Source organism: Deferrisoma camini S3R1, assembly GCF_000526155.1.
GTDB lineage: Bacteria > Desulfobacterota > Deferrisomatia > Deferrisomatales > Deferrisomataceae > Deferrisoma > Deferrisoma camini.
On the sequence record NZ_JAFN01000001.1, the window covers coordinates 2,107,407 to 2,133,570 of the forward strand.

Consider the following 26,164-nt stretch of genomic DNA (forward strand, 5'->3'; position numbering starts at 1 on the left):
CCCGACGATGTCCCCAAGCCCCCGAGGGTCGGGTTGACGGGGGATGGGTGAGAACAACTTTATAACTTGTCAGCGTCCCCTCCCCCCAAGCGGGAGATCTGGGCGATGAGGTACTACCGGCGGTGGTACTACTGGGCGACGCACAGCCGGTTGGAGCCCGTGAAACGGGTGGCGAAGATGGTGCACAGTCGGCTCTACGGGGTGATGAACTACTTTCGCCATCGGATCACGAACGCCATGACGGAAGGCCTGAACTCAAGGCTGGACGCCATCTGGCGCAAAGCCCGAGGGTACCGGAACAAGGCGAGGTACCGGCTGGTGATCCTGTTCCACCTGGGCGGCCTCCCCATGGACCCCGTTACCCACTAAAAAGTCGGAAGAACCTTCTTTGCAACCACCTGACGGGCCGGGGCATGGGAGCCGTTTCGTCTAACTGGGACGATGGGGTCTCAGCCGCGCGTTGCACCCGAAGAACTCTCCGTTTGCGCTCCGAGCGCGCGTGCCCCGGGTGCCTCGGCCCTTCGACCCGAGCCCATGTCGCTTTGATTGGACCCATGCCCCGGGCCCCGCTGGTTTGTGTGACGTCCCGGTCTTCGGGGTTCGTGCTCTGCCCCTCCCCCGAGCCGCGCTACGAACTGGACAGGTCAACCACCTGAGCCCCACCGCAAAGAGTCGGCCGGCACGAGGGCACGAAGCTGTTTCTACCGGCGAGGCCCGGCTTTTCAAGGACCTCAGCCAAACGACCGTCGATACGTGTTTGGTGCAGACACGAACGTCCGCAAACCCGAAAACCAGCAAACGAAGTCAGAGACCGAAACCACCGACGCTGGGACCCGTCACTTACGCAAAACCGAGAAAAACCTCGGTTCAGGGACCGTTTTCGCCTTGACCGGAGGAGGCCATATACGTGTTAGGCCTTTAAACAAAAATCTACAAATTCTTTTCCGAAATGTGAAAGTTGAACTTGTTCCTGTAATGCATTATCCTGTCCCCCACCTATCGTAAAACTTCCTTGAAAAGACATTAAGAATCCATACGATTTCAACCTTCCAATAGCTCCTACAATAGCATACTGGTCTGTACCCGGTTTTTTAATATTGCCTACCAAGACAGCTCCTGGCTGAGAGCTGATGAAAGCTAAAAGTTCACATCCAAGGAGACTCATATCTGCAAGAGTTTGTAGAAAATACTTCCGCTTATCGAAGTCATTAGTAATTGGTTTTCTTAATGTATTTTTGAAATAATTTTTAAAAAATTGTCGTTTCTCCTCTAATGGCTCTGTTTCCACCTTTTCATTCAATTCTTCAAGAATAGCTGCTAAAGCTTCTTTGTTTTGTTTATCGACAGAAGCAATCTGATCGCGAATTTCGTTTATCTCTTCAGCCAATTCGGCATAGAAACTTTCTATCCGCTTAAAGCGTTTTTCCTGTTTCGCACCAAAATAAATAACAGACAACGGTGCCCCAACGTAAGGGATAGCCTGCATCGCTGCCTCTATTACCAGGTCCCTTTTCTCGGAACTACTGAGTTTATTACTGCTTTTCTCTTCCATCGTATATTTTTATAGGCCTAACGACCAAGCTGTGCGGCGCAAACGGAGCGCAGCGGAGTTTGCGTCCGAACGAGCGCCTTGTTACTAATACCTACAAAAGTATTGCCAGTTCCCTACGGGGCGTATCGGCAACTTGGGGCCAGGAAAAACCCTCGAATCTTGTCTGGCATCCGCTGCAACGAGCGCAGGGCGGAGAGGACCCGAGCCTTCAGGTCCTCCTTCGATTGCATCAACTCCCGGGCCACTCGCCGCTTCACCTGCGACCACACCAGTTCGTCTGGATTGAGTTCCGGCGAGTACGGCGGAAGGAAAAACAGCGTGATCTTCCCGTCCATCTCCTCCAACAACTCCCGAACCCTTTTGGCACGGTGAATCGCATGCCGATCCACGATCAGGAAGATCTTCTGCTCCACCCCGGCGGCCAACCGCCTCAAGAACGTGCAAAACACCTCCGCCGTCACCGTACCCTCGTGCACCATGAACCGAAACTCACCCCGAGGGCTCACGGCCGAGAGCATGTTCACCGAAAAGCGCTTCCCCGTCGCCTTCACCACCGGCGTGCGCCCCGCCTCCGCCCACGTGTGCCCCTTGTGGTAGTCCGACCGGATCCCAGACTCGTCCGCAAAGAAGATCAGGGCGTTCTCCTTGCGCGCCCGTTTGCGGATCTTCGGGTACTCCTCCTCCCGCCACTTCTCCACCAAGGCCGGGTTCTGCTGGTACGCCCGGTGAAGCGGCCTCTGCGGCGTGAACCCCAAGGCCCGCATCACCCGCCCCACCGAGACTTCGCTCAACCGAACCCCAAACTTCCAGCGGATCAACTCTCGAATCATGCCCAACGTCCACAGGGCAAACGGAAAGCTCATCTGCTGCGGGTTCTTGTCTCGGACCGTGTGGGCGATCCATGCCATCTGCGCCGCCGTCAGCTTCGGAGGCCGCCCCGTCTTGGGCTTGTTTCGAAGCGCCTCCTCACCCCCGTAATGGAAGCGCTCGATCCAGCGGTAGATCGTCCGCGGATTGATGTCCAGGGTCTTGGCGAGTTGCTCAGGGCTGACCCCTTCGCGTACCTGGCGCACCACCCGGATGCGCAAGGCTTCCTGAGCTTTTTTGTCGAGCGATCGGTTGTCTGTTCTTCGTTTACATTTCATGCGCTCATACTAGCACATCCGGCAATACTTTTGAAGGTCTTAGTAGCGGTTTATTCACCAAATTTAATGCCAAGTGCTTCTTTTATTTTGTCGCTACGTGACGCATTATGAAGTGGATCACCACTATGCGTACTATTCGACAAACCTATAAGATTTTTTTGAGCCTATAATATTTGCTCCATTTTGGGAAACAATTTCCAACTTGAAAGAGCATCATAAAACGGAATTCTCCAACAGCTCGCTATGAGTTCTGCTGCTAGCTTCCGTGTTTCAATAGATGCTTCCCTATTTACTTCATCAGTTCCGACTCCGGGATTGGGATATACATCTGCGTAGAACAGTAAGTGATGTTCTATTTTCGCAATGCATTCCCGTTGAACTTGCCAAGGCTCTACAAATAACTTCAGGATAATTTGCCCTATAACGAATACTGCAACACCTGAAATAATAGTAAGAAAAATACTCATTATACTTGCTTTAGTTTCCTTTCTCTATTACCGCTAACGACCAAGCTGTGCGGCGCAAACGAAGCGCAGCGTAGTTTGCGTCCGAACGAGCGTATTGTTAGGGCTTGATTCCTTACTTAAAGAACAGGACATACAATGTTGCACCAATAAGCGAAAGGTAGATAAATAAGCGCTGAAGTATTTTTTCGGAATTAGAGAAGACTTTGCTATATATGTACTCACCACGCTCCGCACGAACCACTAAAGATATAGTGGCCAAAAATGCCATTATTAATGCATACGGCAATAGTAAGACAGTCAAAATGTTTAGCTCTTCGCCTCTAAATTTGCCATCTATCCATAGATAGAATCCCCAACCAAGCCCAAGCGACATGATATTAAAAGGTGCTAAAATAAGATCAGTGGAAACCTTACCTAGAACATATATTGGAATATTTTCTTTGCCATCTTTTAAGAACAGATCTTTGATGCAAAGCGCCACACCCCCAAAAAATAGTCCAATCACTCCTATAATCTGGGCAAAGTGCGACGAGGCAGTAACCTTGATCGCCTCTCTTATCTTTTCTCCAGCCAAATTATTCATATAAAAACTTATTTTATATAGCCCTAACCCGATCAAGAACCACAATAAAAACCTATATACGATATCGACGATCTTATTATTCTTTAGTGTCTCTAACATATCCATGCCACTCTGTCCTTGCCCTAACAGGGTCTTATGCGGACGTCCGCATAAGAATTTTATCTTGACGTCGGCATAATGCGCTGTAGGCTGACGAACCGCGCCCGCGCGCGAATGCCAGCCCAGGAGGCGCGCCATGGCTTCCCGACTTCCAACCCAGGGGATGCCCTCGGCCAAGGCAAGAACGTTTTGGAAGCGCTACCGGAATGTTCTCGGGAACGAGGGGATACGTGGGAAGGCTGCGGACTGGTGCGTTCGTCGCGCCCAACACTTTGTCCGCTACGGAACCGGGGGGAAAATTGCCGACCGCTCCCCCGAAGATGTTCGGGCTTATTTCTCCCGCTACCTGACGAAGCCTACGCTGGAGGCGTGGCAAGTCGGCCAGTGGGTCGATGCCGTGCGCCTGCTTTACACCATGCTCAACACTCCTTGGGCGTCCGGTTTCGAATGGGAGCGCTGGAAGGAGCCGCACCTTCACTTTCCAGACACCATTGAGCGTTACACCCGAAGGGGTGCCCTCGCGGTGCCCGAAAGCGCCCGTCGTTTTCGCGACACGCCTCAAGGGTTCGGGGTCGTCGACCGTTTCCCCGAAGCGTTCCGGCGTCTGCGAAGGGAACTCCGGTCGCGCCATTACTCGATCCGGACCGAAGACTCGTATGAAAACTGGGTTCGGCGTTTCCTGACGTTTTCCGAGGGGACAACTCTCGACGAACTGGGGGCGGAAAAGGTCAGAGACTATCTCGGGTACCTCGCAGAGGTCCGGAAGGTCTCGGCGAGCACCCAAACCCAGGCTCTGTGCGCATTGGCGTTTTTCTTCGACAAGGTCCTGGAACGCCCCCTGGGCGATCTCGGGGATTTTTCCAAAGCGAGGCAGCGCCGTCGCCTCCCCACCGTGCTGTCCCGCTCCGAGGTCGAACGTCTGTTGGCGGAACTGTCCGGAACCCATGCCTTGGTGGCTGGCCTCCTCTACGGATCCGGACTCCGGCTGATGGAGGCCCTGCGCCTGCGGGTGAAGGACCTCGACTTCGATCGCCGACAGATCGTGGTCCGGGACGGCAAGGGCGCAAAGGATCGGATCACCGTGTTCCCCGAGCGCTACTTGGAGCCCTTTCGGGCCCACTTGGCCCGAGCCAGAAGGCTTTTCGAGGCCGACAGGGCCAATCGAATCCCTGGCGTGTACATCTGGCCCGCGCTCGCCCGGAAATATCCTTCTGCCGGCACCGAATGGCCGTGGCAGTGGGTCTTCCCCTCGAGCAAGCTGTCCACAGACCCAAGGTCGGGGATCGTGCGGCGCCACCACATCCATGAGGCTGGGGTCCAGAAGGCGGTCCGGCTGGCCGCGAAGAGGGCTGGGATCGCAAAGCCCGTTTCCCCCCACACCTTGCGCCATTCGTTTGCCACCCACATGCTTGAGGCCGGTTCGGACATCCGGACGGTTCAGGAACTGCTCGGCCATGCGGATGTGTCGACGACCATGATTTACACCCACGTGCTCAACCGGCCCGGCCTTGCCGTCCGGAGCCCTGCCGACTTCGGAGACCCTGCGGCCCAACGAGAACCGTTCCAACCCACCCCTTGACGCAAAACGGCCGCAAGCGCCTCGACGGGCGTTGCGGCCGTGGGTGATCATCAGGGTCTGGTGTCGGGACATCGCCTCCCCCGGTCGATTTCCCTGCTGTAGCGTGTTCCCTCTGTATACGGGCGCGCGCTCGTCCGTGTCAAGTCGGGAGGGGACGAGGGTCGTTTGCCCGCCACCCATCACCCTGGCCCTCTCCGTTTCAGAGATCAAGGGTCAGAGGCCAGAAGGCGGGGGTGGGGAGAGACGAATACGGCAGGCTGCACGCCGGGTGCGCTCGGGGGAGGGGAGGCGACTGCAGCGTGGTTCATCCCAGCAGCGCAGCGAAGGCCAGGTAATACTAAGGCCTACGAAGGTATTGCCGGACGCGGGTGGGGGGCTGGCTCCGGCCGGGCGCGAGTGCGGCACCCTTTTCGCCGCGCCTTCGCATGCCGTTGTCAGCCCGGTAGGCCGGGGCGCCGGTGGCGGAAGATCCGGAACTTCCAAGGCGATTCAGGCTTGGTGAGGGCGCGGCGATGTGAGGGGCCGCGCCCGGCTCTCCACCAGCCCCCCACCCGCTGGTTCCCTTGTGAAGGCCGGGGATCTGGCAATACTTCCGTTGATATTAGTAAAGGAACGCGGCGATCCCAGCGGAAAACCCGGAGGAGAATAGGAACCACACGCTGCCTGTGCCGTCAGAACTGCCGCGCACCCGGCGGTAAGCCCCGTGCACGACCGTTGGCAAGCTGAGGAGGAATCCGAGTCCCAAGTATACGATCGCCCCCTCCTTGGACGGGACCTCGGCCGTTTGTGGCACCCGGAACACGATGCCCAGTGCCACCGATGCAGCCATTCCCCCACAGTAGCCGAGGCAACGGCTGCAAAGCTGCCAGGTCTGCATGACTCGCTGTTTGCAGGGAAGGCCCGTAAAGCAGAGGAAGGCGTATCCGTAGGAAGCCAAGGCCAGCACGGCCATGGCTTTGGCTACCCAGGGGGTGGGCAGATAGGCGGCTACTGTCGCGGCGACCGCAACCGCGAGTGCCTGAAGCCCGCGGTCAGGGTTTCTGGAGCCACTCACGAATCCGGTTCGGTCCCATGCAGGCGATGCCGAACAGGACCACCGATAAGATCACGCCGGGGAAGCCCGCCCAGGACTTTGTCATGGTGTAGTACAAAGCCAGCCCTCCCAGGATCGGCGCCAGAACGACCAGAAACTCGGAGAAGAGTAGATCGGCCAGATTCCGTTTCTCCATCATGGGCTCTCTCTCCTTGCGGGGGGCCACCACGCCGTCCGGGTACAGCCTCCCTTTCGGCCCCACCATCCCGATCTTGAGCATGTGAGACTAACCCAGCGGGTGGTGAAGTGCAAGAAAGGACTTGAGGAACTGTTCATCCGATGGGAGCAAGGGGCCAGCCGACAGGCTCCAAAAAACCCGCCCCGGCGGGGTGCGCCGGGGCGGTGGTTCGTTCGGGGGGTATGACGCTCAGGAGAGCAGGTCGGCCATGGTCTTGCCGATGTCGGCCGGGCTCTTGACCACGTGGACGCCGCAGGCCTGCAGGGCGGCCATCTTCTCGGCGGCCGTGCCCTTGCCGCCGGCGATGATGGCGCCCGCGTGGCCCATGCGCTTGCCCTTGGGCGCGGTCTGGCCCGCGATGAACGAGACCACGGGGACCTTGATGTTCTCCTTGATGTACTCGGCGGCCTCCTCCTCGGCCGTGCCGCCGATCTCGCCGATCATCACGATGCCCCGGGTGTCGGGGTCGTCCTTGAACAGGGACAGGGCGTCGATGAAGGTGGTGCCGATGATCGGGTCGCCGCCGATGCCGATGCAGGTGCTCTGGCCGATGCCCAGCTTGGTGAGCTGGTCCACGGCCTCGTAGGTCAGGGTGCCGGACCGGCTGATCACGCCCACCGGGCCCTTTTTGTGGATGTGGCCCGGCATGATGCCGATCTTGCACTCCTCGGGGGTGATCACGCCCGGGCAGTTGGGCCCCACCAGTCGGGTGTTGGTGCCGGCCAGGGCCCGCTTGACCTTGACCATGTCGAGGGTGGGGATGCCCTCGGTGATGCACACCACCACCTCGATGCCGGCGTCGGCCGCCTCGAGGATGGCGTCGGCCGCGAACGGCGCGGGCACGAAGATCATGGAGGCGTTGGCGCCGGTCTCGGCCACGGCCTCGGCCACGGTGTCGAACACCGGCACGCCCAGCACCTCGGTGCCGCCCTTGCCCGGGGTGACGCCCCCGACCAGCTTGGTTCCGTACTTCAGGCACTGCTCCGAGTGGAACCGGCCGTTGGAGCCGGTGATCCCCTGGCAGATGACCCGGGTCTCGCTGTTTACCAGGATGCTCATTTTCTACTCCCTTCGGGAGGCTGGGAGGCTGGGAAGCTAGGAGGCTAACCCCTTTTTCCCGGCCTCGTCGCTGCTTTCATCGATTTGTTACGGAACGGACCGCCTGCGTTCCCCCTTTGCCCCGGTCCTCTCCCCTTGGGTGCAAGCGGGGGCCGGGCGCGCCCGCTCGTCGGCGCGGCGCAAACCCCTTCTAGTTTCTAGTTTCCAGTCTCTAGTTTCTAGCTGCCGCCACCACCTTTTCGGCCGCCTCGCTCATGGTCTCGGCCGTGATGATGGGCAGGCCGCTCTCGGCCAGCATCTTCCGGCCCAGCTCCACGTTGGTGCCCTGGAGGCGCACCACCAGGGGCACCCGGAGGTCCACGGTCTTGGCCGCGGTGATGATGCCCTCGGCGATGGTGTCGCAGCGCATGATGCCGCCGAAGATGTTCACCAGCACGGCCTCCACCTTGGGGTCGGACAGGATGAGCTGGAACGCCCGGGTCACCTGCTCGGCGCTGGCCCCGCCGCCCACGTCGAGGAAGTTGGCGGGCTCGGCGCCGTAGTGCTTGATGATGTCCATGGTGGCCATGGCGAGCCCCGCGCCGTTCACCATGCACCCGATGCTGCCGTCGAGGCTGATGTAGGACAGGCCGAACCTGGACGCCTCGAGCTCCCGGGGGTCCTCCTCGGTCTCGTCCCGCAGGGCCTCGATGTCCTTGTGGCGGTACAGGGCGTTGTTGTCGAAGTTCATCTTGGCGTCGAGCGCCAGCACCTGGCCGTCGCCCGTGACCACCAGGGGGTTGATCTCGGCCAGGCTCGCGTCGGTGTCCACGAACGCCCGGTACAGGCCCGCGATGAACTTCTGGGCGTTCTTGGCGGCGTCGCCCTTGAGGCCCAGGCCGTAGGCCAGCTTGCGGGTGTGGAACCCCATGAGCCCCACGGCCGGGTCCACCGGCTGCTTGAGGATCTTCTCGGGGGTCTTGGCGGCCACCTCCTCGATCTCCATGCCGCCCTCGGTGGAGGCCATGATGGTCACGAACCCGGTGGCCCGGTCCACCACGATGCCCAGGTACAGCTCCTGGGCGATGTCGCACCCCTCCTCCACGTAGACCTTGAGGACCTCTTTGCCGGCCGGGCCGGTCTGGTGGGTCACCAGCTTGGAGCCCAGCATGGCGGCCGCGGCCTCCCGGGCCTCGACCGGGCCCTTGACCACCTTGACCCCGCCGGCCTTGCCCCGGCCACCCGCGTGGATCTGGGCCTTGACCACCACGACCGGGGTGCCCAGCTCACGAGCGGCCGCCTCGGCCTCGTCGGGGGTGGTGGCCACGATGCCCCGGGGCACGGCCACCCCGTAGCGCTTCAGGATCTCTTTGGCTTGGTACTCGTGGATGTTCATGGAGCCCTCCGGGCTAGAAACCAGAGACTAGAGACTAGAAACTAGCTAGATACTGCCGTTCTTGCCGCTCCGCACGGCCGAGCTTTGGGACCGAGAGGAGCCCGTAATCCAAGCGGCGGATGTCCGGCGCGCACGGCGCGCCCTATGCTCTAGAAACTAGGCGAAAAGCAAGAGCGCAGAACCCGTCCCACGGGAGATCCGAACACGCCCCGAAACAGAAAACCACGAACGACTCACGACCAACGACGAACGGCCCCTCACTAGCGGATCGTCCCGTGATAGTGGGCCGTGAGCTGGCGCATCTTTACGTCGGGCGTGGTGTAGTCGGGCAGGAGCATGGGCGAGATCCGGCTCGGGTCCACGCCCGCCTCCTCCAGCTCCCGCACGAACTCCCGCACGTGGTCCAGGGTGGGCTCGCCCGGTTCCTCGGCCAGGCTCTTCGCGTACTCGGCCGCGTTGCGGCCGGCGCGGCGGCCGAACACGGTGATGTCCAGCAGCGAGTTGCCCATGAGCCGGTTCTCGCCGTGCACCCCGCCCGTGACCTCGCCCGCGGCAAACAGCCCCGGCACCGCGGTCTCGGCGTTGGGGGTGATCTTGAGCCCGCCGTTCTGGTAATGGAGCGTGGGGTACACGAGCATCGGCTCCTTGCGGATGTCGATGCCGTAGCGCATGAACTGCACGAACTTGGCCGGCAGCTCCCGCTCGATGGTGCCCGGGCCCTCCAGCTCCTCGATCATGGGCGAGTCGAGCCACACGCCGTACCGGCCCACCGGGGTCACGATGCCGTTGCCCCGCTCCACGCACTCGCGGATGATGGCCGCGCTCTCCACGTCGCGGGGCTCGCGCTCGAACACGAACTGCTCGCCGTGGACGTTGAGCAGGTTCGCCCCCAGCCCCCTCACCTTCTCGGTGATCAAAAGCCCCACGTTCTGCTCGGGGTATGCCGCGCCGGTGGGATGGTACTGGGTGGAGTGCATGAAGTCCAGGGGCACCCCGGCCCGGTAGCCCATGACCAGGCCGTCGGCCGTGGCGCCGTAGTGGTTGGTGGTGGCGAACCCCTGGATGTGGAGCCGGCCGAACCCGCCGGTGGCCAGCACCACGGCCTTGGACCGCACCACGAAGTACTCCTCGGTCTCCATGTTGTACAGGAGCGCCCCGCAGGCCCGGCCCTGGGCGTCCTTGAGGATCTCGACCGCGGCCGAGAACTCCATGACCTCGATCCGGTCGGGCCGGTTCCGGGCCTCGTCGCGGAGCACCCGCATGATCTCGGACCCGGTCATGTCGCCGGCCGAGTGCATGCGCTTGCGGCTGGTGCCGCCGCCGTGGCGCACCCGCATGCGGCCGTCGGGCAGCTTGTCGAACATCATGCCCAGGCTCTCGAGCCACGAGATCACCAGGGGCGCGTCCCGGGTGAGCGCCGCCACCAGGTCGGGCCGGTTGGTGAAGTGGCCGCCGCCGATGGTGTCGAGGAAGTGGAAGTAGGGGCTGTCCACCTCCTGGTCGGCGCCCTGGATGCCGCCCTCGGCCATCACGGTGTTGGCGTCGCCGTGGCGCAGCTTGGTGGCCAGGATCACCCTGCACCCGTTATCGGAGGCCAGGAGCGCGGCCGCCGTGCCGCCCCCGCCCCCGCCGATCACCAGCACGTCGGTGGTTTGGGTGGGCAGAACCGAGAAGTCCACCTTGTCCGGGGGAATCCGCGGGTAGGCCTCGAGCACGTCCACGAACTCCTCGGGGTACACCTCGCCCTTGTTGGGGCCCACCCGCACCTCGCGCCGGCCCTCGGGCTTGTAGTCGGGGTGGAACTTCCGGAGCACCTCCTCGCGCTCCTCCAGGGTCATGGCCGGGAAGTACTCGCCCCGCCGGGTGCGCTCGATGCGCTCGGCCCGGGTGGCCTCGACCCGCTTGATCAGCTCCTTCATCTCCGGTGTGTAGCCCATGGCGATTCTCCGTGTTCGGCTTGGCGGCTAGGCGGCTGGGCAGCTGGGCAGCCAGGCGGCTAGGCGGCTCGGCCGCCGCCCAGCGTGAGCGCGCCCGGCGCGCTCACAAGTACGTCTTGTCCTCCGGCTCCCAGCCCGTGGAGTCGAGGGGCTCGATCTCCCGCTCCACGTAGCGCTTGCGAAGCTCCTCGTGGTCCATCTTGGTCAGGTCCTCCAGCACCCCGTCGTACTTGCCGGCCTGGATCTCCTCTACCCGCTTCTCCAGGTGCGCGGCCCGGGGCAGCAGGTACTTCCCGTAGAGCCGCCGGCAGAGCTGGGCCACGTGGTAGTGGGCGATCTGGGCCGGGCACCGGGCCGAGCACAGGCCGCACTGGATGCAGTCGAACGACACCCGGGCGGCCCGGGCGACGTCGCCCCGCATGGCCGCGTTGATGTACTCCATCACGTCGATGTCCATGGGGCAGGCCCGGGTGCAGGTGTTGCAGCCCACGCACTTCATGATCTCGGGGTACAGGGCCGCCACCACCTCGCCCGTGGCCTCGAGCGCCTCGAGGTCGTACACGGCCTTGTTCGCCGGGAAGAACGGGATCTGGGCCAGGATCATGTTCTCCTGGATCACGGTCTGGCAGGCCAGGCCGAAGTGGAGCTGGAAGTCCCCCTGGATCCGCCACACCGTGGGGCAGGCCCCGCAGATCCCCCCCCGGCACCCGCAGGCCCGGATGAACTGGTACCCCGCGTACTCGATGGCCTTCTGGATGGTGAGGGTCTCGGGCAGGAGGTACTTCTTGCCCATGATGTACACGGGCACCGTGCGCGCCCCCTCCGGCAGGATGGGGCGGTCTCCGCTCGCGATGACCTCGATCTTCTTTGTGGCTTGCGCGCTCATGGCCAGACTCCGTGAGTCGTGAATCGTAAATCGTGAATCGTTGAACCGCCGCGGGTCGTTGGTCGTTCGTCGTTGGTGGCCGGTCGCAGTCGGCCGGGCTGCCCAGCCGCCTAGCCGCCAGGCCGCCCAGCCGTCCTCACTCCCCTGCTCCCGACTCCTCCTGGAGCTCGTCCTCGCGAAACACGGTGAGGGGGATGGGGTCGTCGAGGCTTCGGCCGGGCTCGTACTCCAGCATGGCCTGGACGCCCTGGGCCACGCTCCGGAACAGGGTGGCCACCGGCAGGCCCATGGGGCAGGCCGTTTCGCACAGGCCGCAGCCGATGCACGACGTGGCCATGTGGTTCAGCCGGGTCAGGTGGAACAGCACGGTCTCGGCCGGCATCCGCTGGGCCCCCTTGCGCTCGGCCCACCGGGCGTACAGCTCGCCCGGGTGGTCGAAGGTGGGGCTCTTGAAGATGCACTGCTTGCAGTAGCAGATGGGGCAGTTCTCCATGCAGTTGTAGCAGCGGATGCAGGTGGCGAACGCCTCCTTGAGGCCCTCGATCCCCCGGGCCTCGGCCCGGAACCGCTCGAACAGCTCGTCCCGGGCCTTCCGGCGCCGGGCCGCCAGGGCCTCTACCGCCTCGGCCCGGCCGGCCGGCGGGTCGGCCGGGAACGAGGCCAGGCCGACCCCGGCCAAACGGTCGGCCCACTCGTCCTCGGCCTCGACCGCCACGCCGCCGGCCCCGGCCCCGAAGGTCAGGAGTCGGATCTGGCCCCAGGCCGCGGCCGGGTGCTCGCACACGGTGCAGGCCGTGCGCAGGGAGAGCCCCTCGGGCGCGGCCGGCTCGCCGGCGGCCGCCGCGAGCAGGGACCGGGAGGCATCGGCCGGGTCCAGGCCCGAGGCCTGGAACGCGGTGACCTCCACGGTGCCCGGGCAGTCCACGGTCACGAACACCACCCGCTCGGTGCGGATCTGCTGGAGCTTGATCAGCTCCACGGCGGCCCGGGCCTCGCACGGCCGGAGCACCACCGCCACCCGGCGGCCGGGATCGGTGAAGGTCAGGTTCGACACGGCCCGGGCCCCCTGCACCGGCATCACCGGCGACCAGGGGTTGGCGCCCTGCAGGCGGGCCGGATCGGCGAACAGCCCTAGGGCCGTGGTGCCGCCGGCGGCCCGGGCCGGCACCAGCACCTCGTCCACCAGGTCGTGTTCCAGCAGGCCCCTGAGCAGGGCCTCGGCCGCGGCCAAGGGGTCGGAGTGGGAAGGGAGAGCACCCGTTTTCATCGTTTCCATCCTAGGGATGCGGGAGAACTACACGTCCCAGTGTTGCTTGAACTCGCAGGGGCCCATGGCCCGGATCGCCTCGGTCATCTCGGTGACGGTCTCGGCGAACTTCTTGCCCTCGCTCGCGCTGATCCACCGCAGCCAGATCCGGTCCTCGGGGATCCCGAGCTGCCCCAGGATGTTCCGCAGGATCGCCACCCGGCGCCGGGCCTTGTAGTTGCCCGACTCGTAGTGGCAGTCGCCCGGGTGGCACCCGCCGATCAGCACGCCGTCGGCCCCGTCCATCAGGGCCTTGAGCACGTACACCACGTCCACCGCGCCCGAGCACATCAGGTGGACCACCCGGATGTTCGGGGGGTACTGCTGCCGGGTGGTCCCGGCCAGGTCGGCGCCGGTGTAGGTGCACCAGTGGCACAGGAAGGCCACGATCCTGGGTTCGAACGCCTCGGTCTTGGGGGCTGTGTCAGCCATGGGAAAATCCTTTCCGCTGGGCGGCTCGGCAGCTAGCCCGCATTATTCATGAAGCCTTCTGCTGCAACCGCCGATTGCACGCCATCTCGGGGCGTGCTCGCGCCTCGGGGCTCGACGTACCGTCCAGTACGCCTGCACCCCTCGTTGCTGCGCTTGCCCCGATCTACCGCACACTCGACGGTTTCGCGACGAACGCTCATGAATAATGCGGGCTAGGCGGCCGGGCGGCCAGGAACCATCCGCTGGCGGCAAGCCGCCGCTTCATCCCAAAAGCTCGTCCAGCGCCATGAGCATCTGCTTGGGGCTCGAGCCGTACTGTTGGGCCGCCTTGTTGGGGCACGCCATGGTGCAGGCCCCGCAGGCCCGGCACAGCACCGGATCGACCCGGGCCACGTTCTCGTCCATGTCGAGGCTGCGGGCGCCGTAGGGGCACACCTCCACGCACACCCCGCACCGGGAGCAGATCTTCTCCACCACGTACGACACGTTCTCGGACACCGGCCGCGCCCCCCGGCCCACCACGGCGGCGCACCGGCCCGCGGCCGCGCCCGCGTGCACCAGGCTCTCTTCGATGTGCTTGGGGCCGTGGCAGAGCCCGGCCAGGTACACCCCGGGGCGGGTCGCGTCGGCCAGGGCGGCCTTGGGGTTCTTCTCGCGGAAGAACCCGTGGGCATCCACCTCGACCCCGTACAGGTCGGCCAGGCGGGCGTTTTCGGCCGCGTCGGGCGCCATGCCCACCGAAAGGACCACCCAGTCGGCCTCCTCGGTGACCTCTTGGCCCAGGGCCGGGTCGGTGTAGCGCACCCGCACCCGCTCGCCGTCCGGCTCCACCCGGGGCCGGCGGTCGAGGTCGTAGGGCACGAACACCACCCCCCGGTCCCGGGCGTCCCGGTACTGGGCCTCGTACGTGCCGTAGGCCCGGAGGTCCCGGTACAGCACGGTGATCCCCGCGCCGGGGTGGAGGTCCAGGAGCCGCCGGGCGTTCTTGAGGGCGTGGGTGCAGCACACCCGGGAGCACCAGGGGCGGCACCCCTCGGCCTCCTCCCGGCTCTCCACGCACTGGATCATCACCACCCGGCCCTCCGGGACCCGGCCCTCGGCCAGCAGGGCCTCGAACTCCTTCTGGGTCACGATGCGGGGGCTCTGGCCATAGCCGTAGGACCGGGGCTCGGCCTCCCGGGCGCCGGTGGCCAGCACCACCGCGCCGTGGAGCAGCTCCACCTCGCCCTCGGGGGTCCGGAGCACCGAGCGAAACGCGCCCAGCCGGCCCGTGGCCGCCTCGACCCGGGTGCCCAGGTGCACCTTCACGGCCGGGTGGGCCTCGACCCGGGCGGCCAGATCCTCGCGCAGCGCCTGGGGGTCGCCGCCCCGCAGGGTGAACCGGGACGTGGCCAGGTTTCCGCCCAGGGCCGGCTCCTTCTCCACCAGGTGCACCGACAGGCCCAGGCCGGCCAGGCGGAGCGCCGCCTCCATGCCGGCCGCACCGCCGCCCACCACGAGCACCGTGCGCTCCAGGCTCTCGGAGCGCAGCTCGGGGAACCCGGCGTACCACGCCTCGCGCACCGCCGCGGCCACGGCGTCGGCCGCGGCCCGGGTGCCGCCCCCGGCCTCGAGGCAGGCCTCGCGCAGGTTCGCCACGGTCACCAGCCCCGGGTGGAACCCGCTGCGGCGGAGCACGCCCCTCACCAGCTGCTCGACGATCCGGTGGGAGCAGGCGCCGAGCACCAGGCGGTTGGCCTCGGCCGCCGCGAACCGGTTGCGCACCTCCTCGAGGCCGGCCCGGGAGCAGGCATGGGCCACCCGCTCCACGGCCACCACCCCGGGCACCTCTCGGGCGGCCCGGTCCAGGGCGTCGAAGTCGGCCCGGTCGGTGTTGAACCCCTCGCACTCGCACAGGACCACGGCCACCCGGGGCTCCTCGCCCCGGAAGTCGGCCGGCGCCGGGAGCCGGGGCCCCTCGGCCGCATCGGCCGCACCCAGCCGCTCGGCCGCCAGGGCCGCGGCCCGGGCGCCGTCGAGCACCGACTCGGGGATGTCCCGGGGCTCCCGGAACGCCCCGGCCAGGTACACCCCCGGCACGGCCGTGGCGCAGGGCTCGAACTCGGGCCCGCCGCCGAACCCCGAGGCGTCCGGCTCCGCGCCGAAGGCCCGCAGCAGGTCCTGGCCGGCCGTGCCGGGGCAGAACCCGGTGGACAGCACCACCAGGTCGTGGGGCACCTCGGCGCTGGCCGGGCCCTCGCCCGCCACCTGGAGGAGCAGGTCCCGGCTCCCCGGCACCTCGCGCACCACCGACGGCACGGCCCGCACGAACCGGATGCCCGCGGCCTCGGCCCGGCGCAGGTACGCCTCGTAGCCCTTGCCGAAGGTCCGCAGGTCCATGTAGTACACCGTGACCTCGGCCTCGGGGAGCCGCTCCTTGGCGAACAGGGCCTGCTTCAGGGCGAACATGCAGCACACCGAGGAGCAGTGGCCCTGGCCGCCCTCGGCGTCGCGGCTGCCCACGCACTGGACGAACGCGATGCTCCGGGGCGGGCGGCCGTCCGAGGGCCGCACCGGCCGGCCCGACGAGGGGCTGCCCGCGGCAAGCATCCGCTCGAACCGCACCGCGGAGAGCACGTTGGGGTACCGGCCGTACCCGAGCTCCTCCTTGCGGCTGGCCGGGAACGCGTCGGCGCCCGGCGCCAGCACCACGGCCCCGGCCTCGACCACGACCTCCCGGGGCTCTGCGTCGAGATCGATGGCCCCGGGATCACAGGCCTCCACGCACTTGCCGCATCGGGTGCAGGCGTCGGGGTCGACCACGTAGGCCTTGCCCACGGCCTTGGGGTAGTACCGGAACACGGCCTTGCGGGTCTCGAGCCCATCGCCGAACTCCCGGGGCACCGAGACCGGGCACACCTCTTCGCAGGCCCCGCAGTCGGTGCAGGCGTCCGGGTCCACGCAGGTGGGCCGCTGCGCGATCCGCACCCGGAACCGGCCCTCGGCGTCCCGCTCCACCCCCTCCACGGCGGCAAAGGTCACCACCTCCACGTTGGGGTGGAGCTCGCACTGGACGAACGGGCAGTAGGTGGGGGTGTCGCAGGCCATGAAGCACACCCCGCACGACTGGGTGGGGAACTGGTTGTCCAGGAGCGGGAAGAACCCGCCCAGGGCCGGCCGCGCCTCCACCAGCACCACCCTCCGGCCCTGCTCGGCCAGCACCAGGGCGGCCTGCATGCCCGCGAGCCCGCCGCCCACCACCAGCGCGGTGTCGGAGCCCTGCCCGGTCTGTTCGTTCAACGCCTCATCCATAGCGACTCATCCAGGAGCGGTGATCGGGTGACCGGTGACGAGTGACGGGTCACTGTCTGCCACCTCACCGAAACAGCGGCGACGGGTCCACCAGGTGCTTCTTCCACCACTTCTCCCTGCCCGGGACCCCCAGGGCCGCGCCCAGGAGCTCGGTGACGTAGAGAACCGGCAGGCCCTGGCCTTTCTGGCGCATGTCCAGGTTGGCCTGGCACAGCCCGCACGACACCACCACCGCCTGGGCCCCGGCCTCCCGGGCCCGGGCCACGAGCCCCGAGCACAGGGCCTCGGCCCGGTCGGGGTGGGTGATGCCCAGGTCCGCGCCGCAGCAGTCCACCTTGTACGACCAGTCCAGGGCCTGGGCCCCCACGGCCTCGCAGGCCCGCTCCAGGGTGGTGGGGTTCTCCCACGAGCGCCGGCCGGTCACCCTGGGCGGCCGCACCAGTTGGCAGCCGTAGTAAGCAACGACCTTGAGGCCCTGGAGCGGCCGCTTCACCCCGGCCTTCAACGCCTCGATCACCCCGGGCCGCTCCAGCCAGTCGAGCAGGCTCAGCACGCCCACGCCCTTGCCCCACCGGAACCCCAGGGTGTCCTCGATCTTCCGGGCGTCGGGGTCGCCCGCCTCCAGGGCGACCCGGGCCTTCTGCACGTTGTTGTAGCACCCGGCGCAGGGCACCAGCACGTCCCGGCCCATGCGCTGGGCGATGGCCAGGTTGCGGGCCGGGAGCCCCAGGCCCACCACCCGGTCCATGGTGTGCGCCGACGCCCCCCCGCAGCAGTTCCAGTCGGGCAGCTCCCGCAGCCTCCACCCCAGGGCGCGGAACACCCCCTCGGTGGACTCGTTGAACTCCCACGCCGTGGAGTGGGCGGTACAGCCCGGGTAGTAAGAAAGCTCCCTTTGGGTGCTGGAAGGCTGGGAAGCTAGAAAGCTGGAAGGCTCTCTAGTCCTTTGCTTGTCTGCCACGGTCGCCCTCTTTGGAATCTCCCCAGGCATGGAGAACGGGTTGTCTCTCGCCATGGCCGCCACGGGGTTTTCCCTTCCAGATTTCCGTTGCGCGCGTTGCGTGAGATCCTGAACTTCACGCCGCGGCCTGGACTACTTCAACGGCTTGTCTCTCGCCACGATCGCCAAGATCGCCACGGGTTTCCCATTCCGATCTTCGTTGCGGGCGTTGCGTGAGCCCCCAACTTCACGCCGCAGCTGGGACCGAGACCCTGCCGGCCGCCTAGCTGCCCAGCCGAAAAATCTTCTCCACCTCCGCCTTGCCCTGGATGCCCTTGGGCAGCACCGGGATCTTGCCCTTGGCGAACAGCTTCAGGCCCACGCCCAGGTCCGTGAGGAAGTCGCGGGTCTTGAGCTTGTAGGCCGCGAGCATGGTGGCCTCGTGCACCCGGCCGAACCGGCGGGCGCTCGCCAGGAACGCCTCGTGGAACGCGAGCACGGCCGGCTCGGGCACCCGCCGGCCCTCCCGGCGGGCCAGCGACCGCAGGGCGTCCATGATGGGGCCCAGGTAGATGCCGTTGGGGCACCGGGTGCCGCAGGTGTCGCAGCCCACGCACATCCAGATGGTCTTCGAGCCGAGCAGCGCGTCGCGCATGCCCCGCTGGATCATGCGCACCACGCCGTGGTTGGGCCACTCATACCAGGACACGGTGGGGCACCCGGCCGTGCACTTCTTGCACTGGTAGCACCGGCTCAGGTTCTGCCCGCTCAGCTCCTGGACCTCTGTCGCAAAAGGATGCATGGGGCTCCCTTCGGTCGCTGCCTGGCGGCGGGGCGGCTGAGACCTCTCCCCCCGCAGCCTAGCCGCCTAGCCGTCCGGCTGCCCAGCCGTAAACACCTCGATCTCGCCGATCACCTGCTCGGGGCTGTCGTTCTTGAGCCGGCAGGCCTTGTTGGGGCACACGGCCACGCAGGCGCCGCAGCCCTGGCACAGGGCCTCGTTCACCCGGCTGTGGCCCACGGCCCGGTCCACCTCGCGGGCGCCGTAGGGGCAGATGGGCACGCACAGGCCGCAGGCCGAGCACCGGTCCGGGTCCACGGCCGCCACCAGGGGATCCTGGCTCAGCTCCTCGGCCGCGAACAGGCTCTGGATCTTCGAGGCCGTGGCCATGGCCTGGGCCACCGAGTCGGTGATGTCCTTGGGGTACTGGCCCGCGCCCGCCAGGTACACCCCCCGGGTGGAGCTCTCCACCGGCCGCAGCTTGATGTGGCTCTCCTGGAAGAACCCGTTCTGGTCCACCCCCGCCCGCATGAGGCTCGACACCTCCTCGAACCCCGGGGCCGGCTCCACGGCCTGGGCCAGCACCACCAGGTCGGCGTCGAGCTCGATCTTCTCGCCGGTCAGGGTGTCGGCGGTCCACAGCCGCAGCCGGTCCCCCTCCTGCCACACCCGGCTCACCCGGCCCCGCACGTACACCAGGCCCGCCTCCTCGATGTTGCGCTGGCAGTACTCCTCGGTGAGCTTGCAGTCCGTGCGCACGTCCATGAACGACACCACGGCTCGGCCCTCCGGGGTGAGGTCCCGAAACAGGCGGGCCTGCTTGTTGGTGTACAGGCAGCACACCCGCGAGCAGTAGGGCTTGTGGTTCTCGGGGTCCCGGCTGCCCGAGCACTGGATGAACACCACGTCCCGCACGGGTCGGCCGTCCGAGGGTCGGGCCACGGGCCGGCCGCCCTCGGCCGCCTCGCGCAGGAGCTCCTCGAACCGCAGGGCGTCGATCACGTCCGGGATCTCGCCGGCCCCATACTCCCCCATCCGCTCCACCGGGTACAGCCGGTACCCCGTGGCCACCACGATCGCGCCCACGGTCTCCTCCACCGGCACGGAGTCCTCGGTGGCGATCTCCACCCGGAAGTTGCCCACGTACCCCTCGACCGCGGTGACCCGGCTCGAGGTGAACAGCCGCACCTTCGGGTGGTTGCGCAGGGCCTCGACCCGGGGCCCCAGAATGTCGCGGGCGTCCTCGTGGAACGGGAAGGTCTTGTAGAGCCGCCGCACGTTGCCCCCGGGCTCTGGCAGCCGCTCCACCACCAGGGTCTCGAACCCGGCGTCGGCCAGCTCGAGGGCCGCGGTGATGCCCGCGATGCCCGCGCCCACCACCAGGGCCCGCTTGGTCAGGGGCACCCGGATCGCCTCCAGGGCCGCGTTGCGGCGCACCTTCTCGAGGGTGGCCTGGATGATGTGGAAGGCCTTGCGGGTGGCGGCCTCCTTGTCCCCCTGATGGACCCAGGAGCACTGCTCCCGGATGTTGGCGATCTCCACCAGGTAGGGGTTCAGCCCCACCGATGCCGCGGCCCGGCGGAACGTGGTCTCGTGCATCCGGGGCGAGCACGACGCCACCACCACCCGGTCGAGCCGGTGCTCCCGGATGCCGGTCTTCACCCGGTCCTGCCCCGGGTCGGAGCACATGTACATGTAGTTCTCGGCGTGGACCACGTCGGGCACGCGGCGGAGCATCTCCACCAGGCGGTCCACGTCCACCGTGCCCGCGATGTTGGAGCCACACCAGCAGATGAACACACCGATCCGGGCCATTGGCACCTCGGATGTACGTTGGGACGCTTCGCGTCTGCTGGGCGGCTAGGCAGCTTGGCAGCCGGGCTGCCCAGCCGCCTGGCCGCCTAGCCGCCGCGCTGCCTAGCCGCCCAGCCGTTTCAAAAACCCCTGCACCCGGCTTGCCGCGGCCGAGGCGTGGGCCACCGTGTCGGCGATGTCCCGGGGGCCCTGGGCGCATCCGGCCACGAACACGCCCTCGCGCACCGTGTCGGTGGAGCCGACCTTGTAGTGGGTCTCGCGGAAGAACCCGTTCTCGTCCACCTCGATGCCCAGCACCCGGGCCAACTCCGCCTGCTCGGGGTTGGGCACCAGGGCCTGGGCCAGCACCACCATGTCGGCCCTCACCTCCAGGGCCTGGCCGGAGAGGGTGTCGGCGCCCCACACCACGACCCGGCCGTCCTCCCGGAAGATCCGGCTCACCCGGCCCCGCACGTACACCAGCCCCTCCTCCTCGGTGGACTGCTGCAGGAACTCCTCGTAGCCCTTCCCGGTGCACCTGAGGTCCATGTAGAACAGGGTGGCCCGGCCGTCGTGGACCTTGTGGCGGTACAGGCGGGCGTGCTTGGCCGAGTACATGCAGCAGATCCGCGAGCAGTAAGGCCGGTGGTTCTCGGGATCCCGGCTGCCCGAGCACTGGATGAACACCACGTGCTTGGGCTCGGTGCCGTCCGAAGGCCGGAGCACCTTGCCCGCGGTGGGGCCCGAGGCCGAGAGCATCCGCTCCATGGCCAGGGCGTCGATCACGTCGGGCACCTGCCCGGCCCCGTACTCGGCCATGGCCGACAGGGGGTACAGGTCGAACCCGGTGGCCACCACCACGGCAGCCACCTCCTCTTCGGAGAACGACTCGGCCTGCTCGTACTCGATGGCCCCCACCGGGCAGACCTTGGCGCACACCCCGCACTTGCCCCGGGTCAGGTACCGGCAGTTTTCGGCGTCGATCACGGGCTTGTTGGGCACGGCCTGGGGCGACAGGGTGTAGATCGCCTTCTTGACCCCCACGCCCCGTTCGAAGGGGTTGGTCTTGACCTTGGAGGGGCACTTCTCCTGGCACGCGCCGCACCCGGTGCACTTGGCCCAGTCCACGTAGGAGGGCTTGTGCCGGATCCGTACCCGGAACGCGCCCGGCTCGCCCTCGAACCCCACCACCTCGGAGTACACGTGGAGCCGGATGTTGGGGTGCTGACCGGTCTCCACCGTGCGGGGGGTCAGCGTGCACTGGGCGCAGTCCAGGGTCGGGAACGTCTCGGAGAGCTGGAGCATGCGGCCGCCCACGCTGGGGAGCCGCTCCACCAGCACCACCTCGTGGCCCGCGTCGGCCAGGTCGATGGCCGCCGTGATGCCCGCGATGCCGCCTCCGATGACCAGTACCCGTTTCGTCGCCATCTGGGGTCTCGTGATGCTAGAAGGCTAGAAAGCCGGAAGGCTGGGAGGCCACAAAGCCCCACGTGCCAAACCGGCAGTCAGACCGGGACGCCCTCTCGGATCGGGGGGCAAGGGACCTGCCGGAGAGCCGGGCGCGGCCCCTTCGCTCGCCGCGCAGCGCCTCCGGCGTTCGGACCGCGAAACGGTGCCCCTCCCATCCAGCCGCCATGGAACCAACTCCCGCGTCTCGTGCCTGCGCGGCGAATCCCAAAGCCCGGCTTCGCGCCCGGCCGGAGGCAGGTCCCTTGCCCCGCCCTCCGCAGGAGCGAGCCCGCTTCGTCGCCAGGGCGATCATGCCGCCTCGTCTCCGAGCGCCTGGAGGACCGGCACGGGGTCCACGGCGTGGCGCTCGGCCGAGAGGAGGTCGAGCCCCTCCCCCAGGGCCACGGCCAGCAGCTCCGTGAAGTAGAGCACCGGAACGCCCCGGAACCCCTTGTCGGCCTTGGCCATCTCGGCCTGCCGGTCGTCCAGGTTGAACTGGCACAGGGGGCAGGCGGTCACCACCAGGTCCGCGCCCCGGGCCCGGGCCGAGCCGATGATCTCCCGGGAGCAACGGGTGGCCATGGCGTCGGAGTGGACCACCTGGAACGCGCCGCAGCACTCGCTCTTCATGGGGTAGTCCACGGGCTCCGCGCCCAGGGCGGCCAGCAGGTCCTCGAAGATCCGGGGCCGGTCGGGGTCGTCCATCTGCATCTCGGCCTTGGGCCGCAGGAGCAGACACCCGTAGAACGGGGCCACCTTGAGCCCCTCGAGGCGCCGGGCCACCTTCTCGGCCAGGGCGTCGAACCCCACCTCGTCCCGGAGCACCTCCAGGTAGTGGAGCACGGCCAGGTCGCCCGCGTAGTCCTCGTCGATGAAGTCCGTGACCTTGGCCCGGCGCTCCGGGTTGGTCTGCATCACGTGGTTCGTGCGCTTGAGCACGTTGTGGCACACGGCGCACAGGGTCACCAGCTTGTCCGACGCCTTGCGGGCCCGGGCCAGCACCCGGGTCGGCGAGGCCAGGGCCATGTCGTAGTCCTCGGCCAGGGGGAAGGTGGCGCCGCAGCAGGTCCAGTAGGGCATCTCCTCCAGGGTGAACCCCAGACGTTCCCCCGCCCTTTTGGCGGCTTCGTCGAAGGCCTTGGCCTTGGTATACAGGGTGCAGCCGGGAAAGTACGTGAGATTCATCGCAAGCTCCGGTCAGCTGAGCGGCACGAACTTGCGGGACGCGCTGATCAGCAGGATCTGGGGGACCCGCTTCAGGTACTCGGGGGGCAGGTCCTGGAGCCGGATCTCGTTTCGGCCCTTGCGCAGCTGGAGCATCCGCACGGCCTCCATGATCCGGGCCAGGTCCACGCCCTTGGGGCACACGGCCCGGCACTGGAGGCACGAGGCGCAGATCCACGGGGTGTTGGCCTCGAGCACCCTCTCCTCGAGCCCGAGCTGGAGGTACCGGATCACCTGGTTGGGGAGCATGTCCATCTCGGGCGTGGCCGGGCAGGCGGCCGAGCACTTGCCGCACTGGTAGCACCGGTACACGCTCTGGGCGGCCACCTCCTCGATCTTCCGGATCCGGTCGTTTCCGATCTGTTCCGTTTCGATCCGCACGCGCATGATGTCGATTCTCCCGGCTGGGCGGCTGGGCGGCTGGGCGGCTAGGCAGCTAGGCGGCCTTCTAGCCTCCTAGCCTTCCAGCGCGTAACGCTTCCGGCCCTCTTCGTACAGGTCGCCGCCGTGGGCGTCGTTCACCACCACCACGGGGAAGTCCTTCACCTCGAGGCGGCGGATCGCCTCGGGGCCCAGGTCCTCGTAGGCCACGATCTCGGCCGAGAGGATCCGCTTGGAGATCAGGGCTGCCGCCCCGCCCACCGCCCCGAAGTACACGGCCTTGTGCCGCCGCAGGGCCTCCTTGACCTCGTCGGAGCGCTTGCCCTTGCCGATCATACCCTTGAGGCCGTGGGCCACGAGCACCGGGCTGTAGGGGTCCATCCGGTACGAGGTGGTGGGGCCGGCCGAGCCGATGGGCCGGCCCGGCGGGGCCGGGGTGGGGCCCACGAAGTAGATGATCTGCCCCTCAAGGTCGAACGGCAGGGGCTCGCCCTTTTCGATCAGCTCCACGAGCCGGGCGTGGGCCGCGTCGCGGGCGGTGTACACGAACCCCGACAGCAGCACCTGGTCGCCCGCGCGCAGGCGCTCCACGTCCGCGTCGGACAGGGGTGGCGTCAGCCGGATCACAGCTCCACCTCCTTGTGCCGGGCCGAGTGGCACTGGATGTTCACGGCCACCGGCAGGCTCGCGATGTGGCACGGGTGGACCTCGATGTGCACGTCCAGGCTGGTGGTGGTTCCGCCCAGCCCGGCCGGACCGATGCCCAGGCGGTTGACCTCGGCCAGGAGCTCCTCCTCCAGGTCGCCGTAGAACGGGTCGGGGTTCCGATCGCCCACCGGCCGCAGCAGGGCCCGCTTGGCCAGGAGGGCTGCGATCTCGAAGGTGCCCCCGATCCCCACCCCCACGATGGTGGGCGGGCAGGGGTTGGGGCCGGCCTGGCGCACCCGGTCGATCACGAACCGCTTCACCCCCTCGACCCCGTCGGCGGGTTTGAGCATGGCGATGCCGCTCATGTTCTCGCTGCCCCCGCCCTTGGGCGCGAACGTGATCCGGACCCGGTCGCCGGGCACCAGCCGCACGTGGACCACGGCCGGGGTGTTGTCGCCGGTGTTCTTTCGCCGCAGGGGGTCGGCCACGATGGACTTGCGCAGGTACCCCTCCCGGTAGCCCTGCCGCACCCCCTCGTTCACGGCCTCGTACAGGTCGCCGCCCACCAGATGCACGTCCTGGCCCAGGTCCACGAACACCACGGCGAACCCGGTGTCCTGGCACAGGGGCAGGCCCTCGTCCCGGGCGATCCGGGCGTTCTCCAGCAGCTGGGCCAGCACGTCGCGGCCGGTGGGGCTCTGCTCCCCCTCCCGGAACCGCTCGAACGCGGCCACCACGTCGTCGCCCAGCCGGGTGTTGGCCTCGACCGACAGCCGGCGCACGGCCTCGGTGATCCGCTCGACGGAAACCTCTCGCATGGACGCCTCTCCGTTACGGGTGGATGGGCCCGACGGCCTCCAACCCCTGTGAACGTGTGGGATCCTAACAGCGGTTTTGCTTAAATGAAAGTTGGAAGTTTTTAACGGATACTGAAGTATTGCTTATGGTGAACAGATCTCGCGGAGGGTGTCGTAGAGAAAGTCGGTGATCGCCCGGCCGGGGTGGCGCCTCTTCTCGTAGATGCCCACCCGTCGCCTCAGCTGGGGGTCGCCGAAGGGAAGGAGGGAGAACCGGCGGGAGGCCTCGTGGAGGCGGGCCCGGTTCAGCGGCACCACGGCCACGCCGAGGCCCTGCTCCACCAGGCTCAGCACGGCCTCCATGGAGTCCAGCTCTATCACGTCCCGGGGCCGGATGCCCCGGGCCATGAGCTGGCCCTCCACCATGGCCCCGGTCCAGGCGGTCTTGTCAAACCGAACGAACGGCAGGTCCCGGAACCATTCCACATCGTCCCGCGCCGTCATGCCGGGGGGGCCCACCACGTAAAAAGGCTCCTCGTCGTAGGCCCGCCACTCGCAGTGGGCCGGCAGGGCGTAGGGAGGCTCGCTGATCAGGGCCACGTCCAGGTCGGCCTCCTCCACCCGCGGGGCCAGGGCGTCGGAGATGCCCGACCGGATCCGGACCTGGAGCTGGGGGTAGGTTCGCTTCAGGGCGGCCAGGGCCTCGGGCACCGGCCCGGTCAGGGCCGACGGGATCACCCCGAGCACGATCGCCCCGGGCAGGCTGCCCTCGGGGTTGAGCTGGGCCCGGAGCTCGTCGTACAGGGCCAGGATCTCCTCGGCCCGCTCCAAGGCAAGGCGGCCGGCCGCGTTGAACCGCGGCCGGCCGCCGGAGCGATCGAACAGCTCGACCCCGAACTCCTCCTCCAGGGCCTTCATCTGCAGGCTCACCGCGGCCTGGGTGAGCCCCACCTGGGCCGCTGCCGCGGCAAAGCTTCCTTTCCGGCCGATGGCCACCAGGGTGCGAAGGGCCCTCAACGACATGGGGTGTCGGCTCCGCTAGAGGCTAGAAACTAGAGACTAGAAACTAGAAATCTCGGGGAGCTCGGCCCATCAGCAGGGCGGACGCTCCACCAGACCCCATGCCCCCGGGCAAATGACTGTCGCCAACCCGCGGGCAGGGGTTCTG

At 66.9% G+C, this 26,164-nt stretch carries 22 protein-coding genes; 2 read left to right on the forward strand and 20 right to left on the reverse strand.

What is annotated here, in order from left to right; all coding sequences use genetic code 11:
- The first annotated feature begins 105 nt into the window (after window positions 1-105).
- Window positions 106-369: a transposase gene (locus DEFCA_RS0109255; RefSeq protein ID WP_025322745.1), complete on the forward strand. Its 264-nt coding sequence runs from the start codon at window positions 106-108 to the stop codon at window positions 367-369.
- A gap of 541 nt (window positions 370-910) precedes the next feature.
- On the opposite strand, the gene DEFCA_RS22260 is transcribed toward DEFCA_RS0109255, so the two are convergent.
- The 3 genes from DEFCA_RS22260 to DEFCA_RS22265 form a co-directional block, all read right to left on the reverse strand.
- A complete protein-coding gene (locus DEFCA_RS22260) occupies window positions 911-1,552 on the reverse strand; it encodes a hypothetical protein (RefSeq protein WP_169709525.1) in 642 nt (213 codons plus the stop codon).
- 113 nt (window positions 1,553-1,665) lie between these two features.
- A complete protein-coding gene (locus tag DEFCA_RS0109260) occupies window positions 1,666-2,697 on the reverse strand; it encodes an IS630 family transposase (RefSeq protein ID WP_025322746.1) in 1,032 nt (343 codons plus the stop codon).
- A 579-nt stretch (window positions 2,698-3,276) separates the two neighbouring features.
- The gene (locus DEFCA_RS22265; RefSeq protein WP_169709526.1) at window positions 3,277-3,984 is read right to left on the reverse strand and encodes a hypothetical protein; all 708 of its coding nucleotides are present in this window, start codon (window positions 3,982-3,984) and stop codon (window positions 3,277-3,279) included.
- Here DEFCA_RS22265 and DEFCA_RS0109265 point away from each other — a divergent pair.
- Window positions 3,983-5,425, forward strand: a complete 1,443-nt coding sequence (locus DEFCA_RS0109265; protein WP_025322747.1) for an integron integrase — start codon at window positions 3,983-3,985, stop codon at window positions 5,423-5,425. The two genes, DEFCA_RS22265 and DEFCA_RS0109265, sit on opposite strands and share 2 nt — an antisense overlap.
- A 1,031-nt stretch (window positions 5,426-6,456) precedes the next feature.
- Here the strand turns inward: DEFCA_RS0109265 and DEFCA_RS0109275 are convergent.
- The 17 genes from DEFCA_RS0109275 to DEFCA_RS0109355 all read right to left on the reverse strand — a co-directional run bounded on the left by DEFCA_RS0109275 (window position 6,457) and on the right by DEFCA_RS0109355 (window position 26,019).
- On the reverse strand, window positions 6,457-6,738 hold the full coding sequence (locus tag DEFCA_RS0109275) for a hypothetical protein (RefSeq protein WP_025322749.1): 282 nt from the start codon (window positions 6,736-6,738) through the stop codon (window positions 6,457-6,459).
- 147 nt (window positions 6,739-6,885) lie between these two features.
- Window positions 6,886-7,755: a succinate--CoA ligase subunit alpha gene (sucD, locus tag DEFCA_RS0109280; RefSeq protein ID WP_025322750.1), complete on the reverse strand. Its 870-nt coding sequence runs from the start codon at window positions 7,753-7,755 to the stop codon at window positions 6,886-6,888.
- A 211-nt stretch (window positions 7,756-7,966) separates the two neighbouring features.
- Window positions 7,967-9,130 carry an ADP-forming succinate--CoA ligase subunit beta gene (sucC, locus tag DEFCA_RS0109285; protein WP_025322751.1) on the reverse strand — a complete coding sequence of 388 codons (1,164 nt, stop codon included), beginning with the start codon at window positions 9,128-9,130 and terminating at the stop codon, window positions 7,967-7,969.
- A 260-nt stretch (window positions 9,131-9,390) separates the two neighbouring features.
- Window positions 9,391-11,067, reverse strand: a complete 1,677-nt coding sequence (locus DEFCA_RS0109290) for an FAD-binding protein (protein WP_025322752.1) — start codon at window positions 11,065-11,067, stop codon at window positions 9,391-9,393.
- Window positions 11,068-11,170: 103 nt separating this feature from the next.
- The gene (locus DEFCA_RS19395) at window positions 11,171-11,953 is read right to left on the reverse strand and encodes a 4Fe-4S dicluster domain-containing protein (RefSeq protein WP_029733846.1); all 783 of its coding nucleotides are present in this window, start codon (window positions 11,951-11,953) and stop codon (window positions 11,171-11,173) included.
- 136 nt (window positions 11,954-12,089) lie between these two features.
- Window positions 12,090-13,220 carry a 4Fe-4S dicluster domain-containing protein gene (locus DEFCA_RS24130; protein ID WP_025322754.1) on the reverse strand — a complete coding sequence of 377 codons (1,131 nt, stop codon included), beginning with the start codon at window positions 13,218-13,220 and terminating at the stop codon, window positions 12,090-12,092.
- A 27-nt stretch (window positions 13,221-13,247) separates the two neighbouring features.
- Entirely contained in the window at window positions 13,248-13,691 is a 444-nt protein-coding gene (locus DEFCA_RS0109305) for a hydrogenase iron-sulfur subunit (protein ID WP_025322755.1), read from the reverse strand.
- A gap of 261 nt (window positions 13,692-13,952) precedes the next feature.
- Window positions 13,953-16,982 carry an FAD-dependent oxidoreductase gene (locus tag DEFCA_RS24135; RefSeq protein ID WP_025322756.1) on the reverse strand — a complete coding sequence of 1,010 codons (3,030 nt, stop codon included), beginning with the start codon at window positions 16,980-16,982 and terminating at the stop codon, window positions 13,953-13,955.
- A gap of 64 nt (window positions 16,983-17,046) precedes the next feature.
- A complete protein-coding gene (locus DEFCA_RS0109315; protein ID WP_025322757.1) occupies window positions 17,047-17,943 on the reverse strand; it encodes a CoB--CoM heterodisulfide reductase iron-sulfur subunit B family protein in 897 nt (298 codons plus the stop codon).
- Between the two features lie 262 nt (window positions 17,944-18,205).
- Window positions 18,206-18,724, reverse strand: coding sequence for a 4Fe-4S dicluster domain-containing protein (locus DEFCA_RS0109320; protein WP_025322758.1), 519 nt, complete (start codon window positions 18,722-18,724; stop codon window positions 18,206-18,208).
- A 66-nt stretch (window positions 18,725-18,790) separates the two neighbouring features.
- On the reverse strand, window positions 18,791-20,518 hold the full coding sequence (locus DEFCA_RS0109325) for a CoB--CoM heterodisulfide reductase iron-sulfur subunit A family protein (RefSeq protein WP_025322759.1): 1,728 nt from the start codon (window positions 20,516-20,518) through the stop codon (window positions 18,791-18,793).
- A 102-nt stretch (window positions 20,519-20,620) separates the two neighbouring features.
- Window positions 20,621-21,925: a CoB--CoM heterodisulfide reductase iron-sulfur subunit A family protein gene (locus DEFCA_RS0109330; protein WP_025322760.1), complete on the reverse strand. Its 1,305-nt coding sequence runs from the start codon at window positions 21,923-21,925 to the stop codon at window positions 20,621-20,623.
- A gap of 330 nt (window positions 21,926-22,255) precedes the next feature.
- Window positions 22,256-23,131, reverse strand: a complete 876-nt coding sequence (locus DEFCA_RS0109335; RefSeq protein WP_025322761.1) for a CoB--CoM heterodisulfide reductase iron-sulfur subunit B family protein — start codon at window positions 23,129-23,131, stop codon at window positions 22,256-22,258.
- A gap of 12 nt (window positions 23,132-23,143) precedes the next feature.
- Window positions 23,144-23,557, reverse strand: coding sequence for a 4Fe-4S dicluster domain-containing protein (locus tag DEFCA_RS0109340; RefSeq protein ID WP_025322762.1), 414 nt, complete (start codon window positions 23,555-23,557; stop codon window positions 23,144-23,146).
- A 69-nt stretch (window positions 23,558-23,626) separates the two neighbouring features.
- Window positions 23,627-24,178: a Fe-S-containing hydro-lyase gene (locus DEFCA_RS0109345; RefSeq protein ID WP_025322763.1), complete on the reverse strand. Its 552-nt coding sequence runs from the start codon at window positions 24,176-24,178 to the stop codon at window positions 23,627-23,629.
- On the reverse strand, window positions 24,175-25,017 hold the full coding sequence (locus DEFCA_RS0109350) for a fumarate hydratase (RefSeq protein WP_025322764.1): 843 nt from the start codon (window positions 25,015-25,017) through the stop codon (window positions 24,175-24,177). Before DEFCA_RS0109350 ends, DEFCA_RS0109345 begins: the two co-directional genes overlap by 4 nt.
- A gap of 123 nt (window positions 25,018-25,140) precedes the next feature.
- A complete protein-coding gene (locus DEFCA_RS0109355; RefSeq protein WP_025322765.1) occupies window positions 25,141-26,019 on the reverse strand; it encodes a LysR family transcriptional regulator in 879 nt (292 codons plus the stop codon).
- Between the last annotated feature and the right edge of the window lie 145 nt (window positions 26,020-26,164).